The sequence below is a fragment of the Pirellulales bacterium genome (assembly GCA_033762255.1).
Classification (GTDB): Bacteria; Planctomycetota; Planctomycetia; order Pirellulales; family JALHPA01; genus JANRLT01.
The window spans coordinates 1-16,547 of the sequence record JANRLT010000034.1 but is presented as its reverse complement, the minus strand read 5'-3'; the positions used below and the strand labels follow the sequence as shown (position 1 = coordinate 16,547).

The following is a 16,547-nucleotide window of genomic DNA, read 5'->3' as shown; positions in this document are numbered from 1 at the left end:
TTTTTTGGATGACGTTCCCCGTGCAATTGGTCCCCGTGAAGTCGCGCAGTGAACGGGAACGGTTTGTCCAGCTCCCTTGGAGCCTCTATCGGGACGATCCGCTGTGGGCCCCCCCCCTCATGTGGGAGCGGCGGGCATTTGTGGACCGGCGGCGGCATCCGTTTTATCAGTTTGGGGACGCGGATCTTTTTTTAGCCACCGATCAGGGGCGGGACGTCGGCCGGATCATGGTCTCGGACGATCCGCACTATAATCAGTTTCATGGCTCAAATGCTGGCATGTTCGGCATGTTTGAGTCAATCAACGATCCCCGCGTGGCGGAAATTTTGCTCAGCGCCGCCCGGCGATGGCTACGCGACCGTGGACGGAAGGAACTGCTGGGCCCCATTGACTATAGCACCAACTACACTTGCGGGCTGCTGGTGAACGGTTTTGACACGCCCCCCCGGCTGATGATGAATCATAATCCGCCGTATTACGCGGACCTATTCACCGCCAATGGCCTGGCCAAGGCCAAAGACATGTACGCCTGGTGGTTTGAGCCGAACGCGCAGATCGAACAGTGGCGGCACCGAGTGGAAAAACTGGCCGCGCGGGGGAATATCACACTTCGCCCCTTTCGCCGCGACCGCTGGCGCGAGGAAATCGCCATTTGCAAGGATATTTACCACCAAGCCTGGCGCGACAAATGGGGCTTTAGCCCGATGACCGATACCGAGTTTCAGGCCATGGCCACGCAAATGCTGGCCTGGGCGGAATCGGATATGTTCCTCATGGCGGAAGTGGCGGGGGAACCGGTGGGTTTTTCGATGACGATGCCCGATCTGAACGAGGCGTTGCGACCTCTGAATGGACGCCTTTTTACCTGGGGACTGCCTCTAGGTTATTTTCGCTTTCGCCGCGAATTGCGCCGCATTCGCAATGTCCGTATGATGGCGCTGGGGGTGCTCCAGGCGTACCGCCGCCGGGGAATCGCCGAACTGCTCATGCTGCGCACTTTTGACACGGGTCGCCAGCAACTGGGTTACACGGGCGCGGAGCTAAGCTGGACGCTGGAGGATAACGATCTCATTAACCGCGTGATCCAAAGCGTGGGAGGGCGGCTCTACAAAACCTACCGCGTCTATCGGCAGGCATTGTAGCAGGCACCGTCCCGGTGCCGTAATGGATGGGAGGTGGGAGATGGGAGGTGGGAGATGGGAGGCAGGAGGCGGGAGACGCGGTTCGCGGGGTGAGGGGCAAGTGGTCAGGGGTGAGTGGCGATCGCCACAAATTCATCTGTACTTTCAACCGTAAAGTTCTACGCTTGTGCGAAGATTTTCCATTTGCAAATTTATTATTGGGCCAAAGGTGTTTGATCCTATGTGGGCCAAAGGCATTTGATCCTTTGCGGGCCAAAGGCATTTGATCCTTTGCGGGCCAAAGGCCCGACCTATCCCAGCCTAGGGCAAGCGCAGCGTCGCCCTAGGTCAATGGTCAGGAAAAAATGAAAGGGCCAACGGCCCGATTTATCCGCTTTGACCAATGGCGGCCGCTTGTCCTTTGGGTTACAGGCTAAATCTTGACACACCCCCATGCATGGCTCAAAATCTGGATCTTTTTATCACCGGCGCTGCAGCGCCATCTGTTCTGCGCAAAATAGTGCTACTTCAGCTTTTGCTAGCATACGCGCTCTTGGCCCTGGCAGTCTCTCTTGCTATCTTTCGCGGGTTATTCGTTGCCTAACGCCCGTGAAGCTATTTGCGTTTTGCCACCCGCGTGCCAGTCATGGCCAGATTTTCCACCGACGCACCCGCCGTTATGTTGTCAGACTCCGCAACGCCGCTTCCCCGGACCCAAGGCCGACTGCTGGATTTTCCCGCGGATCCCATCGGCACCATGCGTCAACTGCATGCGCGGCATGGGCGGCTGGCCATCCTGGAAGAAGCCGGTCAACGAATTGTGTTTGGCTTTGGCGCAGAATTCAACCAACAAATCCTCAGCGACACGCAGACGTTTCATTCGCAGTTTTTTGCCATTCGCGGGCCAAAGCATTCAGCCCAGCGGCGATTGACGGCGGGCCTGCTGAGCATGAATGGCGAGGACCATAAGCGTCATCGCCGGATCGTGCACGCTCCTTTTCAAAAAAAGTCGGTCGCCGGTTATCGCGACAGCATCGCGGCGATTATCCAGCAGCAACTGGCGCAATGGCGACCCGGCCAAATCCGCAATATCCACGCCGATTCGGTCGAGCTGCTGCTGCGGATCACCAGTTGCATGCTGTTTGGCTTTGACCAGCGTGATTTGGCCATGAATATCGGCGCCAGCACCGAACGCTGGGTGAATCTGAACCATGCCAATGGCTTAGGTTCGCTGCTCAGTTCGGCGCGGGACCCCGACGCCTATGATGCCTTACTAGCCCAGGCGGAAGAGTTGGAAACGCTCATCCGGGCGATGATCGACCTGCGCCGCGAGCAGAATGACCCTCAAAGCCACGATGTGCTAAATCTGCTGTTGCACGCGCGGGATGAAGCGGGACAGCCCCTGAGCGAGGAAGAGTTGATCGGCCAGGCGGCGGTGCTCTTTGCCGCCGCCCACATGACCACGGCCAACAGTCTTTCTTGGACGTTGTTTTTGCTGGCGCAGCATCCCCGGGTGGCGCATGATCTATTTGACGAATTGTGGGGCGAATTGCGGGGAGAGGCCCCCACCCTGGCCCAATTGGAACGCCTGCCGCTGTTGGACCGCGTGATCAAGGAAAGCATGCGCTGTCTGCCAGCCAGTAGTTATTCACAACGAATCAGCGCTAGCCCCGCCCAGATTGGCCCGCTGCCGATACCGCGTGGAACGCTGTTAATCTTTAGCCAGTTTTTATCGCACCATCTGGAAGACGTCTTTCCCCAGGCGTACCAGTTCGACCCGGCGCGGTGGGAGTCCATCAATCCCTCGCCGTATGATTACTTGCCGTTTGCCACCGGTCCGCGGATGTGCATCGGCGCGACCATGGCGACCATGACACTCAAGCTGGCGATCTCGCTGATTTGGCAGCGGCAGCGACTGACGGTGATTCCTGGAGCGGTCATCGATGGCCAGGTCATCTCCACCATGCTCGGACCCAGCCGCGGCATTCCGATGCTGGTCGCGGGCCCACAAACCGACTTTGCCAGTCATTGGGTGCGGGGGAATATCCACGAGCTAGTCCGGCTGGAGTGGCCAACTCAGCGAGAAAATCGCCCACGTCGCGCGGCCTAAGTCGGGGGTACTTAAACTCCGCGTATTCGAATTGAAATTCTTTTCCCGGAAGGCGTGGCAATTCTGGCCGTCGGCAATAAACCGCGGCTAAAAACTAAATTCGTCCCGCGGTGTCTCTACAGTTTCCGCGGGGGAATTGTTACACTGCTGGCTTGCCCGAACGTCCGGCTCTATCCAGAATTTAACGAGGCTTACAGCGGAACCCTGGCGGCAAATTTCTGGCTTTTTATCGGTCTCCGGCGGCAACCATGCGCAGCGGCCAACATCGAACTGTTTTGGGGAGTCTAGATCGTGGGACCAACGGACAAACTACAATTTGGCATTTTGGGTTGCGCGCGGATTTGCCGCCGCGGCATGTTGCGGGGGGTTCAATCCTCGGGAATGTCCCAGTTACTGGCCCTGGCCAGTCGCCGCCCCGGCCAAGCAGCCGCCTGGGGGGCGGAATTTGGCGTGCCACAAACTTACGAAAATTATGACGCTGTCATTGACAATCCCGCCATCGACGCCGTCTATATCCCCTTGGCCAACGAAGAACACCTTCCCTGGGTGCTGCGCGCCGCCGCCGCCGGTAAACATATCTTGTGCGAAAAACCGCTCGCCCTGGATGTCTCCCAGGCTGAGACGATGAATTCCGCTTGCCGCCGCGCGGGGGTGATCCTGATGGAGGCCTTTATGTGGCGGCATCATCCCCGCGTCAACCAGGCGCGGCAACTGTTGGCCAGCGGCCGGTTGGGGGATTTGCGTTTAATCAAAATGGATTTTTCATTTACGATCGACCCGGCGGATTGGCGGCTCGATCCGGCGCGTGGCGGAGGAGCACTGTTTGACCTGGGCTGTTACGGTATCAATGCCGCGCGGCTCTTTACCGGCGCGGAACCGACCGAAATTATCGCCCGGGGCGCGTTAGGCCCGACGGGGGTTGACCTGACGGACGGTTTCTTGCTGCGATTTGCCAGCGGGGCCATGGCGCTTTTGGACTGCAGCTTTGCCGCGCCGTATCGTAACCGGCTAGAGATTGTCGGCTCCCGTGGCAGCCTGGAACTGCCAGGGGGAGTCCTCCCCGCCGAAAATGCCCCCCTCCTTTTGCATACCGATGCCGGAACCGAAAGCATCACCGTAGAACATGACTGCCAGTACACGGCCCAAGTGCGGGCTTTTTGCCAAGGGGTCCGCCAGGGTCGCTTGCCCGACCCGGCGGAGGATGGTCTGGCCAATATGCGGGTGCTGTGCGCGGTCAAGGATCAGGCATGGAGCGTGAGGTGAGGAACCGAGACGTGGGCGGGGCAAGAGACGGGAGACGAGGGACGAGGAATGGCGTTCGGGGGAAGCACCCACAAAGCCGCCGATGCCATCGGCGGTAAACAGGACGCGGGACGTGGGGCGTGGGAGCAACGGGTCGTGGGTCGCGAAAAATTTGGAGGAGGCAACTCCGTTGCCGAAATGACTTTTGCTATTTTGGTATTTGATTGCTGGGGTTTGCTGCAAGCTTTCCACACCGCGCGGCGATCAAGAAATCTGAGTTGCTAAGTCCAATAGGGGTATTCATATTGGCACATGTGTACAAACGCCCGCGTCACCTATCTTCATTTTTTGCCCCCGAATATGAATTGGTGACGAATTATTGTCGCCAACGCTCGAGAATCATTGCAAGCCTATATCCAGCAACATGTTATTAGCATTTTACAATGGCTTAGCCGGACAGGCCCAGGAAATACAAAAAGTCATTTGGCATATTTTCAAACACAAATTTAACTTTATTGCAATACAAACAACTTACATTGTAACATCGGACGTTACAGAAACACCTTCCTTTAAGTTGTGCATCAGAAATGTTACTTCCTCTCGACCAGATCCCCGCTGCATTGCGTGCTGAAGGCGGAATGTCCCGCCGTTTGTGGTTGGCTTATGGCACTTCTTTGGCCATGCTTCCCGCGTTGTCCAAAACCGTTTCGGCCGTTGAAAAATCTCCCACGTTTCCGTCAAATCCCTTTACCTTGGGAGTGGCATCCGGAGATCCCGATCATCGCAGTGTGGTATTGTGGACGCGTTTGGCTCCGCAACCCTTAGAACCCCAAGGGGGCATGGACCCGTTGCCCATCGCGGTGCGGTGGGAGTTAGCCGACGATGAAGGTTTCCAAAAAATCGTGGCCAGCGGGACAGAAGTCGCCACGCCTCAGTTGGGGCATTCGGTCCATGTTGTGCCAACCGGACTGCGTCCCGATCGGTGGTATTATTACCGATTTCTGGCGGGCGAGGCCACCAGTCCCGTAGGACGCACGCGGACCATGCCCTCCCCCGACAGTCTGCCTGGACAACTCCGTTTTGCGTTTGCATCATGCCAACATTATGAAACAGGATTTTACACGGCTTATGGGCAAATGGCGCGGGACCAACTGGATTTAGTCTTTCACCTGGGGGATTATATCTATGAGGGAGCGGGCAAAGACGGCAAAGTTCGCAAGCATTTGGGTGAGGAGATCAAAACACTCACAGATTATCGGATTCGTCATTCCCAATACCGCTCTGATCCCCTGCTACAGGGGATGCACGCCGTCTGTCCGTGGTATGTGACTTGGGACGACCATGAACTAGACAATAATTATGCGGGGGCCATTTCAGAAAAAATGCAAGAAGACCCAGCGCTTTTTTTGCAGCGTCGCGCGAATGCCTATCAGGCCTATTACGAAGCCATGCCGCTACGGCCCCGTTCCTTGCCCCAAGGGCCAAATTTGCAATTGTATCGTCGGGGAGCGTTTGGCCGGTTGGCCGAATTCCAGGTTTTGGACACCCGCCAATACCGCACCGACCAACCCAATGGTGATCGGGGAGCGGAATTGAACGATGCGGCTCTTAATCCGCATAATTCCATTTTAGGATCTCGGCAACGAGAATGGCTGCAAGGGGGCCTGCTCCGCTCACAGGGTATCTGGAATATCCTGGCACAACAGGTCATGATGGGTATGGTCGGACGCGGCCCCGAGGGTAAATTTCACTCAATGGACCAATGGCCCGGCTACGCCCATGAACGGATGGAATTGGTTCGTTATCTGCAAGACCGCCGGATTCCCAATCCAGTTGTGCTAACCGGGGATATACACTCGAACTGGGTGAATGAACTGCGCGTAGACGACCACCAACCCGAATTACCAGTGGTGGCCACCGAATTTGTTGGCACCAGTATTAGCAGCGGCGGCAACGGCGTGCAAAAGAACAAGGCGCATGCCGAAATTTTGGCCCACAATCCCGGCGTCAAGTTTCAAAACGCCGAACGGGGCTACGTCCGTTGTGTTGTCACTCCCGACAAATGGCAAAGCGATTATGTTGTGGTTGAAGATGTGTTGCAGCCAAATGGCAACGTGCTGACACGTGAGTCGTTTGTTATAGAATCGGGCCGGCCAGGCGTAAATAAGGCTTAAATACTCGGCGTTTCTACGACCCGTCGCGTAGGGCCCCATATCACCACTTTGACAAATCAGAACAAGTCCTCAACCATTTAACCCAAGGGTGCCTGATGCCGCGCGCTGTATGGACTCTGTATCTTTGTCTGTTGTGGCTGTGTGGGGGGAGTATCGCGCCTGTGAACGCAGTCGAAATCATCGCCCATCGCGGCGCATCCCATGACGCTCCCGAGAACACACTGGCCAGTCTTCGCCTTGCCTGGGAGCAGGGTGCCGACGCCGTGGAATTTGATGTTTACCTTTCGGCCGATCAGCGCATTGTATTGATGCATGATCGTAGCTTACTGCGCACCACCGGTGTCGATCGTTCCGTCCAAGAGTTAAGCCTGGAGGAATTACGCACGCTTGATGTGGGTCGCTGGAAAGACCCGCGCTATACGGGAGAACGCATCGCCACGCTGGAAGAAGCGTTATCCACCGTGCCGGCTGGCAAGCGTGTGTTGATTGAAGTCAAATCCGGCCCCGAAACCCTCCCCGAACTGCAGCGCGTGATAAAAACCGCCAAGCTTGCTCCGGCGCAAACCGCCGTTATCAGCTTTGACCCCCGAGTCGTGGCCGAGTGTAAGCGTCGCCTACCGGAAGTTGCCGTTTATTGGATCGTATCGCTCAAACCCACGAAACAACCGGCCCCCACCGTTGAGCAATTGCTAAAAACAGCCCGGCGAATTAATGCCGACGGTCTGGATTTATCGGCCACGCCCGAGATCTTAACCGCGGAATACTCCCAAGCCCTCAAATCCGCTGGTTTGGGCCTGTATGTCTGGACGGTCAACGATCCCCAGCTTGCCCGCCAAATGCTGGATTTGGGCGTAGAGGGGCTAACTACGGATCGCCCCGGTTGGCTGCGCGAGCAATTACCTTCGCGTGGGGATTCCAACGCTCTCCCGGCCCACGACGCTCCATTGTCGGCCAAAGGTGAGACCCCGCCAGCCACGGCTGAAACGTCGCCAGCTCTACCGCTTCGAGTGATGAGCTACAATATTCGTTATGGAACCGCGGATGACGGGCCAAACCACTGGAAGCTTCGCAAGTCCCTGTTGTTACAGACGATAAGCAAATTTAAGCCCGATTTACTCGGCACCCAGGAAACCTTGGCCGAGCAGCGCGATTTTTTGCGGGACAATCTGCCAGGATACCAGGTTTTGGCAGTTGGTCGAGATGATGGGAGGGAAGCGGGAGAGATGACGGCCATTTATTATAACGCAGATCGATTGGAAAAATTGTGGGGGGGACACTTTTGGCTAAGCGAGCGCCCCGATCAACCTGGAAGTAAGAGTTGGGACACATCGTTAACGCGGATGGCCAGTTGGGTAAAACTAAGGGATAAAAGACAACCCGCCAGTCCCCCAATATTGTTTTTGAACACGCATTTTGATCATCGGGGAGAACAGGCGCAGTTAGAATCCGCCCGCCTGATCCGTCGTAAACTAACTGAAATTGGGCGGGATTGCCTGGTGGTTGTTACTGGGGACTTTAATTGCGGCGAGGAAAGCCCCCCTTATCAAGCGCTGTTTGGAATTGAATCCGACAAGGAGTCGCCGATCCGGGACACCTATCGCCTGGCATTTCCCCAGCGTGGCGAAAATGAGGGGACGTTTAACAGCTTTCGGCCCGGCCCTAACGGGGGTTCCCGGATAGATTGGATCGGCGCTTCTCCCGCGTGGCGGGTAGAACAGGCGGAAATCCTGCACGCCGAGACAGACGGGCGGACACCATCGGACCATCATCCCGTGACGGCGATTTTGCTGCATTCTCCTAGCATGGCAAAGTAGCTCCGCCGTGCTATAAATATTGCTGGTAAAATATTAAGGGGGGGAAAACCTAACGAAATTTTTACGCGACTCCGGGTTGGTTTTACCGTTCCAAAGTGTTAGGCAGCTTTCTTAAAATCATTCGCAGAACATGGGGATCCGGCGGTTTGACCAAATGCGCGTTAAACCCCGCATTTTGGGTGCGGCGTTTGTCTTCTTCCTGGCCCCAACCAGTGAGGGCGATCAGCATGATATCCTGATTCTGTAAATCGGCGCGCACTTCGGCGGCAACCGCATACCCATCCATTCCCGGCATCCCCAAATCTAGAAATACCGCCGCGGGGTGGAACTCTTGGATCGCTTTCAGGCCGGTTGGGCCGTCATAGGCCGTGCGCGATTCCGCGCCTAACTGCTGCAGCAACATGGCCAGGCTGTCGGCCGCGTCGTGGTTATCGTCAATGACCAAAATGCGTTGCCCCGTAAACAGGGCGTCGGCGTTGTCCGGAACTCTTGTTTCCTCCACATGATTTTCCCCCTCCGCTCGCAAAAGCGGCAGGCGGACCACAAATTCGCTCCCTTGGCCGGGTCCGGCGCTTTTGGCCTCGACTGCTCCTCCATGCAAGTGCACCAATTTTTTGACCAAGGCCAGGCCTATCCCCAACCCCCCCTGCGCGCGGCCCAGGGTACGGTCAATCTGGGTAAACAAATCAAACACCCGGGGGAGCATTTCGGACGGAATGCCCGTCCCGGTGTCCCGGACAGATACCACCACTTCGTCCCCTTCCCGCCGACTACAAAGCCAGATTTGTCCCCCTTCTTCCGTGTACTTGGCGGCGTTATTCAGCAAATTGGCTAGCACCTGGGCCAGACGCACCGGATCCGCCTCAATGAGCAGCGGTTCGGCGGGGTCACTTCTCACCTGTCGGCGGCTGTAGCTGTTTCGGCGGGACTGCCTCGAATTGGATCAACGCCTTCGCCTCGCGATACGCCAGCCAGACGATGATGTCGTCGTGGCTCGCACCATTGGCCAACGGGTTGCGGTCGTCGCTGGGTAGGGGTCGCATCACCTTCGTGGTTTGGGTTGCCAATATCTTAGCGTCGTCCACTTTACCGAGTCGGAACAGCGTCATGGCACGGTAGAAGCCGACGGTAGGGGCGATGTGCATGTTTTGCATGACTTTCTCGGCCAGCGGGGAGAACGTGGCTTCTGCCTCTGCGAATAAACCGCTGCGATATTGCGCCATACCGAGAGCCATTTGGTAGTAGTCCAGGAGGTCGCCGCTGGTCTTGCCAAGATCAACCGCCTGCTTGGCCAACGCCAGAGCAGCCGCCAGCGAATCCCGATCATCGCTGGGGCGCAGCGAACTGATTATTGCCATTTGCTTGGCGGCGCTGGCGTCCTGAGTGTCCTTGGCAAATCGCAACGCCCGGTCCACGGTCTCCGTGTATTGCTGGTCTTTGCCAAACCAGACCTGCAAGGTCGCCAGCTTGAGCGTCAGGAAGGTATCTTTCGGATTGCCGACGGATGTCTCCGACAACAGCGTCAAAGCCATGTCCTGTTGACCGGCGTCCATGTAGGCCACCGCTAGGTTATTTATGCTGATGAGGGTGTTGGGGTGTTTGGGGCCGAGTTTGGCCTTCATCAACTTGAGCGCCTCCTTGTACAGTGGCAGGGCCTTGTCCCACTGACCGGCAGCATGGTATCCCAACGCCAGGTTCATCATGCTAGAGAGAGTGTCAGGGTGTTCGGGGCCGAGCCTGGACTTCTGGAGCTTAAGCGTTTCCTCAAGCAGTGGCAGAGCCTTGTCGAGCTGGCCGGCATCTTGGTAGCACAGCGCCAGATTGCCCATGCTAGAGAGAGTGTTGGGGTGATCGGGGCCGAGCTTGGCCTTCATCAGCTTGAGCGTCTCCTCGTACAGCGGCAAGGCCTTGTCCCACTGACCGGCGGCATGGTATCCCAGCGCCAAGTTCATCATGCTAGAGAGAGTGTCGGGGTGTTCGGGGCCGAGCTTGGCTTTCATTATCTTGAGCGTCTCTTCAAAGAGCGGCAGGGCCTTGTCCCACTGTCCGGCGTCTTGGTAGCAGCCCGCCAGGTTGTTCATGCTGGAGAGGGTGTTGGGATGTTCTGTGCCGAGCCTGAACTTCTGGAGCTTTAGCGTTTCCTCAAGCAGTGGCAGAGCCTTGTCGAGCTGGCCGGCATCCTGGTAGCCCAGTGCCAGGTTGTTCATGCCGGAGAGGGTTTCGGGGTGTTCGGGACCGAGTTTGGCCTTCTTTAGCTTGAGCGTCTCTTCGAAGAGCGGGAGGGCCTTGTCCCACTGGCCGGCGGCATAGTAGCCCGCTGCTAGGCTGTTCATGCTGGTGAGGGTTTTAGGGTGTTCTGGGCCGAGTTTGGCCTTCATCAGCGTAAGTGTCTCCTCGAAGAGTGGCAGGGCCTTTTCCCACTGTCCGGCGTCCTTATATCCCAGCGCCAGGTTGCCCATGCTGATGAGAGTGTCAGGGTGTTCGGGGCCGAATTTGGCCTTGTTCAGCTTAAGAGTTTCCTCAAGCAGTGGCAGAGCCTTGTCGAGCTGGCCAGCAGTCCTGTAGCACACCGCTAGGCTGTTCATGCTAGAAAGGGTGTCGGGGTGTTCTGGGCCGAGCTTGGCCTTCCGCGTTTTCCGGGCTTTCTCCAACACTTCAACGGCCAGCTTCGCCTCCCCCAGCCCAAGCAGCGACCGTCCGAGAGTGTTCTGCATAGCGGCCACTTCCAGGGAATCGCCGATGGCCGAACCGTCCAGTTCCTTCACCGCCGTCACCAGGTTCTCCCGTAACACGTCCTGCAGCGGCCGCCCGCTCTCGGCAATTTGCTTCGGGTCCAGCCCGGCGAACACCGAGCCGAGCAACTCGTACCCGTTTTTGGCGAAGGCCAGGTTGCGGACGGCCTCCTGCCGCTTGGCTTCGGCGTCTAATTTGGCGAGCTTCTCCGCCTCCGCGGCCTTCAGGGCTTTCGCCTTCTCGGCCTCAGCTTCCAGCTTGGCCTTCCGTTCCTCTTCGGCCGCTGTTAGGGCTTTTTGTTCCTGCTGCTTCGCCTCGATCAGACGGCATTGCGCCGCATAACCGCAGATGGCCCAGATTGGATGTCAACCAGAGCGGCGTAGCCACAAGTGGAAATTAAGAGCGGCTTGAACCAAAATCAACCGTTTTTACCCGCTCAAATTGCCTCTGGTCGCTGCGTGATACCGTCAGGCTGCATTAACCGATGCTACTCCTTCCCTCAGCCCCCGCAATCTGTTGGGCGTGCTTGCTCGGACGCGTTTCGGCAGCGGGACGCTGCGGGCCACGTAACAGGCACCTTCTAGGTGCCGCATAAAGTTTTGCCATGCGTTTCGGCAGCGGGACGCTGCTGGCTACGTCGTAGGCAACCAACGAACATGTCACCTGCAGGCCTAGTGAGCCGTCACCATTTAAAATGCAAATTTCTGCAATACTCTTTTCCATGCTCTGCTTCCCATTATTAATTTTTCAATTTAAATAATTTACTTGACCTCCCCCCCGCAATTGTGTCCCTCCGCGGTGGCCCGTATACTGGTCAACTGGGGAACATCGAGGCGATCGCGACGGCTAACATAGTTTTACGCCGCGTATTGCTATTCTTAATTTTAGGGAACCTGTTTCATGCCGCACATGCCTACCTCTCGTCGTACATTTTTGCAACTTACCGGATTGACCGTCACCGGACTGGCCACGTTGCCCGCGGGCCGATTGCTGGCCGCCGACAAAGCCCCCTTTGAAATCTCCTTGGCCGAATGGTCGCTGCACAAGACGATCTTTGGCAAACAACTCGACCATCTAGACTTTCCCAAAGCCGCCAAGGAACAATTTGGCATTTCTGCGGTCGAGCATGTCAATCAGTTCTTTAAGGACAAGGCCCATGATGAAAAGTATCTGGCCGATCTGAAGCGGCGGGCCGACGATCATGGCGTCAAAAGCCTGCTGATCATGTGCGACGGCGAAGGACAATTGGGCGATCCCGACTCGGCCAAGCGGACCGAGGCGGTCACCAACCACCACAAATGGGTGGACGCGGCCAAGGCCCTGGGTTGTCATTCCATTCGCGTCAACGCCGGGTCGGATGGCAAGTTGTCGTATGAGGAACAGCAAAAGCTGGCGGCGGACGGCCTGTCACGCCTGACGGAGTATGGTGAAAAGGCCAACATCGCCGTCATCGTCGAAAACCATGGGGGCTTATCGTCCAACGGGGCTTGGCTGGCGGGAGTGATGAAACTGGTCAACAAACCGCTGTGCGGCACGCTGCCGGACTTTGGGAATTTCCGCGTCAGCGACAAGGAAGAATACGATCGTTACAAAGGAACAGCGGAACTGATGCCCTTTGCCAAAGGGGTCAGCGCCAAAAGCTATGACTTTAACGAAGCTGGTGACGAAACCACCATCGATTACCGCAAGATGCTCAAAATCGTCCTGGATGCCGGTTACAAAGGATACATTGGCATCGAGTACGAAGGGGGTCGTCTGAGCGAGGCGGACGGTATCTTGGCCACCAAAAAACTCTTGGATAAACTTCGGGGGGAATTGGCCTAGTGTATTTTCAATGCAATAGATTCGGATTGGGCAGATCAGCCGTTGGGTGCTAGCCCTCGGTTTTTTGCCGATCCAACCGTGGGCTAGCGCCCTGCGGCTAATCCAAAAACTATGCGTTGACGGAGTAGCAGTCCGATTATTTTTTCACGGGCAACTTTGTGTATTTCAAAACGCAACAGGGGGGACCGCAGCGTGCGGCCCCCCGTTCTATTTGAACGCAACGAAAAAGCAAAGAAACCCCGCTCAAACCAATACTTGCATATACAACCCACGATCTCAATAGCCCACTTTTTGCTGGCACAAGTCGTCGCTCCGGGCCTATTTGCAACCTCAGTTCCGCTCTGATTGAGCACTAACTGAAATTGCTAAATTTTCTCTACCTCGTTCCGCTAGCTTGCCTGACTTAACAACCGCTAGCATTGAATGCGGTGGACAGTTTTGCAAATAGGACAAATTTGCCTGCATAGTTTTTATGCAAGCAAGTGCTCCCCAGCGATTCACGGACGTTGCACATTTTCTGTGCAATCACTTTGGCCGGTCGTAACTGCTAGCAGCATAACCAGTTCGGGAAATCGCTTGACTTTGATTAAAGATTGGGGCGTGACCGCGGTCGCCGGACCGGGAACGGATTCACTGTTCACTCTTGTCAGTAGGAGAATCTCGCATGCACAAGTCGCAAGAAGCCCTCAGGTTTGCCAACCATCTCTTTAATTCCTCTGAAAAAATCGATTGGGTCACCTTTTACCGGGAAGTGCTGGGCGTGGACGGCATCGTCCGCAGGTTGTACCCCGACCAAGCCGCCCTGGCCGAATTTGAAGCGACCGAGGAATACGCCGAAATTCAAAAACTTTTGACCACGATCCGCGAAAAGACCAAAAATAAATCCAAGGCCGAACCAATCCGCGTGATTACCGTGCGCATGCCCAAGAGCCTGCACGAAGCCCTCAATGTGGAAGCGATGGAACTTAAAACCAGCGTCAACCAACTGTGTATATCGAAGTTGATCCAATGGATTGACGGGGAATTTGTTCCATCGGCTCCCGAGGAAGATCGTCCCCAAATTGCCGAAGCGCCCGCCATGGCGATCGCGGGCAGCGTACCGGTCGCCGCCCATTGGGAAGGCTAGCGTTCTTGCCGGGATTCCGCTGGCAAATGCCTGATCAGGCCGTACACCACCAGAGAGGCATTTGCTAGCGGATTTTATTTAGGGAAACAAAAAGATCAGTCCCGTGACGACTCCCCCTTCGACCACCAGGGCCTTGGGATCAAAATAGCAACTGGGGGGCTGCCAGGCGTTGCAGTTGCCGGGGCGGCCATGACCCAGCGTATAAATGCATTCATGCGGATGATCGAGGCTCATTTTGTAGGGGAGCAGCGGGATCGTGCCAAAGAAATGCGCCCCCGATAGCAATGGCTGCCAGCATCCGGCCGTGTGACCGTAACGCTCAAGATTTGGCTCTTCGAAATAGGTGGGCTGATGGGCAAACACCGGAGCCTGCCAGGCATACGTCCAGGGAAGCCACTGGCGATCGGTCTGCCAGCGGGTGTCAACTTCTCCCGCGGAGGCAAATTTGGCGGACGCGGGATCGCGCGGCAGCGTCCCCGCGGACGGTGTGAGATTCAACGAAATCCGATCCAACGGCTTGATGCCTAAATCCACCTGGCGCCGAGGATTTGCGGGAATGGGGGGAGGGGTTGCCACGTTCTCACCGGGCTGCGCAATCTGGCTGGCCAGGGAGCGCGCGAATGCTGGCTGGATAGGTTGCCCATGACGTGCGGTTGGTTTTTTTACATTTATCGTACGTCCTGGCGCGGTTGATGACTTTTGGACGAGAGCGGGAGCTGGGTTTCCGGATCGGTTGGCGGGGGTCCTGGCGGTCTGCGGACCGCTTTTGCCCAACGGCACGGACTGCACGGATTTGACCTTTAGCTCTGCCGTTGGGGAAGTGGCGGGCAACAGACGTGGCTGGTCGGCGCCATGGCATAGCCCCGCCCCTAGCAACTGCGCTATGATGACCAATAATGCCGCCCAGAGCAGTTGCACACCGCGCAGCACCGCCAACATGCAAAATGATTGCAAGCGGGGAGAGTGGATGAGGGCAAAGAACATCTGTTTGACCTTTTAAGGTAGTTAATCCATGCGGTCCGTTGTCGCTCTACGCCGGGGGATAAAGCCGGGTGGGGTCGCAAATCCAGGCATAAACGCGACCCAAGGCTTAGCGGAACGAAGGGTCTAAGCGGCCTCTTCTCTTTGCATCGAACAGTGTCTAACCGAAAATTCCATAAACTGATGTTTCTGGGTACAACCGCTAATACCGCGCTAAAGCTCTCGATCGGCAAGGTTTGCCCAGTTTTCCCCGGCTGACGGCGTTTTTTGCTACCTGGCTTGGAGGATTCTGGGTCGGAACACCCACAAACAGTCTTTGATAAAGATTGCCGGTTGGAAAAAAGTTTCTGGCAAGAGGCGCCTATTGTTTGACAGCATTTCCGTTCTGTGGGGATAATAACGGCTGGCGATACCACCTTTGGATTTGCAACAATGTCAAAAATGTTCACAGATTTGGCGGAATGGTTGCTCGGTCAGACTCCCGCATCACCCCGCCAAGCCCGCTTGTTACAGATGCCGTTTGCCTGTGAAGAGCGGGAACTGCTAAGCGCGCCGGCGATTCTAACCAGTGCGGGAAGCGCTGCCTATGTCGAGAATAGCGCGCCCATCGCGATTGATCCGGGAATCCAGGTTCAAGATTTCAGCAGTGCGCAACTGAGCGGCGGCACGGTCAAGCTGACAAATTATGTCCCCGGTCAGGATCTCTTGCTGTTTACCAATCAAAACGGCATCAATGGCACTTTTAATAATGTCACAGGACAGTTAAAGCTAACGGGCAGTGCCAGCGTGGCCCACTATCAAACCGCGCTAGCCAGTATTAAGTATCAAAACTTAAGCGATGCTCCCGGACCTCTTAGTCGAACGGTGGAGTTTCAGCTAACCGACGATAGCCAGACCCAAAGCCCCCCCGCCTCGCGTGGGATATCCATTACTCCTGTTCCCGACACCCCGATCACAAATTTTCCCACCGTTAATGAGGATCAACTAAGCACGAACCTGCTCGTTATAACCCCCAATCCATTTGACGGTCCGCAAACGACTCATTTTCGGATCAGTAATAGCTTTTTTGGACAGTTGTATTTGGCCGATGGCCTCACCCCGGTCAATAATGGAGATTTTCTCACGCTATCGCAGGGTGCGGCGGGGTTGCGGTTTTTGCCAAATCCGAACTTCTCTGGTACGGCGACGTTTCAAATTCAAGGGGCCACGGGTCCCAGCTTGGCACAAGCAGGAGGCGGGATCAACACCGCCGCGATCGTTGTTCTGCCGATGGCGGATACGCCCTCGGTGACGAATGCCACCACCAACGAGGACACGCTGTCGAGCGGTGGGTTGGTCATCACCCGCAATGCGGCTGACGGGGCGGAAGTGACCCATTATCAAATCACCAATATCACCAACGGCACACTCTTTCTGGCGGAC

Annotated in this window: 11 protein-coding genes; 8 read left to right on the top strand and 3 right to left on the bottom strand. The window is 56.3% G+C overall.

All coding sequences use genetic code 11. The annotated features are described in order from the left end of the window. Positions 1 to 8 precede the first annotated feature (8 nt). From SFX18_09920 to SFX18_09900, 5 genes are all read left to right on the top strand, one after another. Positions 9 to 1,142, top strand: coding sequence for a hypothetical protein (locus tag SFX18_09920; GenBank protein ID MDX1963459.1), 1,134 nt, complete (start codon positions 9 to 11; stop codon positions 1,140 to 1,142). 625 nt (positions 1,143 to 1,767) lie between these two features. Beyond that, the gene (locus tag SFX18_09915) at positions 1,768 to 3,231 is read left to right on the top strand and encodes a cytochrome P450 (protein MDX1963458.1); all 1,464 of its coding nucleotides are present in this window, start codon (positions 1,768 to 1,770) and stop codon (positions 3,229 to 3,231) included. 291 nt (positions 3,232 to 3,522) lie between these two features. Continuing rightward, positions 3,523 to 4,494 carry a Gfo/Idh/MocA family oxidoreductase gene (locus tag SFX18_09910; GenBank protein ID MDX1963457.1) on the top strand — a complete coding sequence of 324 codons (972 nt, stop codon included), beginning with the start codon at positions 3,523 to 3,525 and terminating at the stop codon, positions 4,492 to 4,494. Between the two features lie 617 nt (positions 4,495 to 5,111). Next, positions 5,112 to 6,647 carry an alkaline phosphatase D family protein gene (locus SFX18_09905; GenBank protein MDX1963456.1) on the top strand — a complete coding sequence of 512 codons (1,536 nt, stop codon included), beginning with the start codon at positions 5,112 to 5,114 and terminating at the stop codon, positions 6,645 to 6,647. 95 nt (positions 6,648 to 6,742) lie between these two features. Continuing rightward, positions 6,743 to 8,461, top strand: coding sequence for a glycerophosphodiester phosphodiesterase family protein (locus SFX18_09900; protein MDX1963455.1), 1,719 nt, complete (start codon positions 6,743 to 6,745; stop codon positions 8,459 to 8,461). An 82-nt stretch (positions 8,462 to 8,543) separates the two neighbouring features. On the opposite strand, the gene SFX18_09895 is transcribed toward SFX18_09900, so the two are convergent. Together SFX18_09895 and SFX18_09890 are read right to left on the bottom strand one after the other, a co-directional pair. Further along, positions 8,544 to 9,359: an ATP-binding protein gene (locus SFX18_09895; protein MDX1963454.1), complete on the bottom strand. Its 816-nt coding sequence runs from the start codon at positions 9,357 to 9,359 to the stop codon at positions 8,544 to 8,546. Beyond that, positions 9,349 to 11,322: a tetratricopeptide repeat protein gene (locus tag SFX18_09890; protein MDX1963453.1), complete on the bottom strand. Its 1,974-nt coding sequence runs from the start codon at positions 11,320 to 11,322 to the stop codon at positions 9,349 to 9,351. Before SFX18_09890 ends, SFX18_09895 begins: the two co-directional genes overlap by 11 nt. A gap of 772 nt (positions 11,323 to 12,094) precedes the next feature. On the opposite strand from SFX18_09890, the gene SFX18_09885 reads away from it, so the two are divergent. Further along, positions 12,095 to 13,018 (top strand): sugar phosphate isomerase/epimerase family protein, encoded by a 924-nt coding sequence (locus tag SFX18_09885; protein ID MDX1963452.1) that lies wholly within the window; start codon positions 12,095 to 12,097, stop codon positions 13,016 to 13,018. Between the two features lie 664 nt (positions 13,019 to 13,682). Next, positions 13,683 to 14,144, top strand: coding sequence for a toxin-antitoxin system HicB family antitoxin (locus SFX18_09880; protein ID MDX1963451.1), 462 nt, complete (start codon positions 13,683 to 13,685; stop codon positions 14,142 to 14,144). 78 nt (positions 14,145 to 14,222) lie between these two features. Here SFX18_09880 and SFX18_09875 read toward each other — a convergent pair whose 3' ends face one another. Beyond that, complete coding sequence (locus tag SFX18_09875; protein MDX1963450.1) at positions 14,223 to 15,128, bottom strand: hypothetical protein; 906 nt, start codon at positions 15,126 to 15,128, stop codon at positions 14,223 to 14,225. Between the two features lie 429 nt (positions 15,129 to 15,557). On the opposite strand from SFX18_09875, the gene SFX18_09870 reads away from it, so the two are divergent. Then, a partial coding sequence (locus tag SFX18_09870; GenBank protein MDX1963449.1) for a hypothetical protein occupies positions 15,558 to 16,547 on the top strand: 990 nt, incomplete at its 3' end.

Bases quoted from the DNA above. Each gene is read 5' to 3' on its own strand.
- SFX18_09900 (MDX1963455.1), top strand. From the start codon at position 6,743: ATGCCGCGCGCTGTATGGACTCTGTATCTTTGTCTGTTGTGGCTGTGT.
- SFX18_09915 (MDX1963458.1), top strand. From the start codon at position 1,768: ATGGCCAGATTTTCCACCGACGCACCCGCCGTTATGTTGTCAGACTCC.
- SFX18_09920 (MDX1963459.1), top strand. From the start codon at position 9: ATGACGTTCCCCGTGCAATTGGTCCCCGTGAAGTCGCGCAGTGAACGG.
- SFX18_09905 (MDX1963456.1), top strand. From the start codon at position 5,112: ATGTCCCGCCGTTTGTGGTTGGCTTATGGCACTTCTTTGGCCATGCTT.
- SFX18_09875 (MDX1963450.1), bottom strand. From the start codon at position 15,128: ATGTTCTTTGCCCTCATCCACTCTCCCCGCTTGCAATCATTTTGCATG.
- SFX18_09880 (MDX1963451.1), top strand. From the start codon at position 13,683: ATGCACAAGTCGCAAGAAGCCCTCAGGTTTGCCAACCATCTCTTTAAT.
- SFX18_09885 (MDX1963452.1), top strand. From the start codon at position 12,095: ATGCCGCACATGCCTACCTCTCGTCGTACATTTTTGCAACTTACCGGA.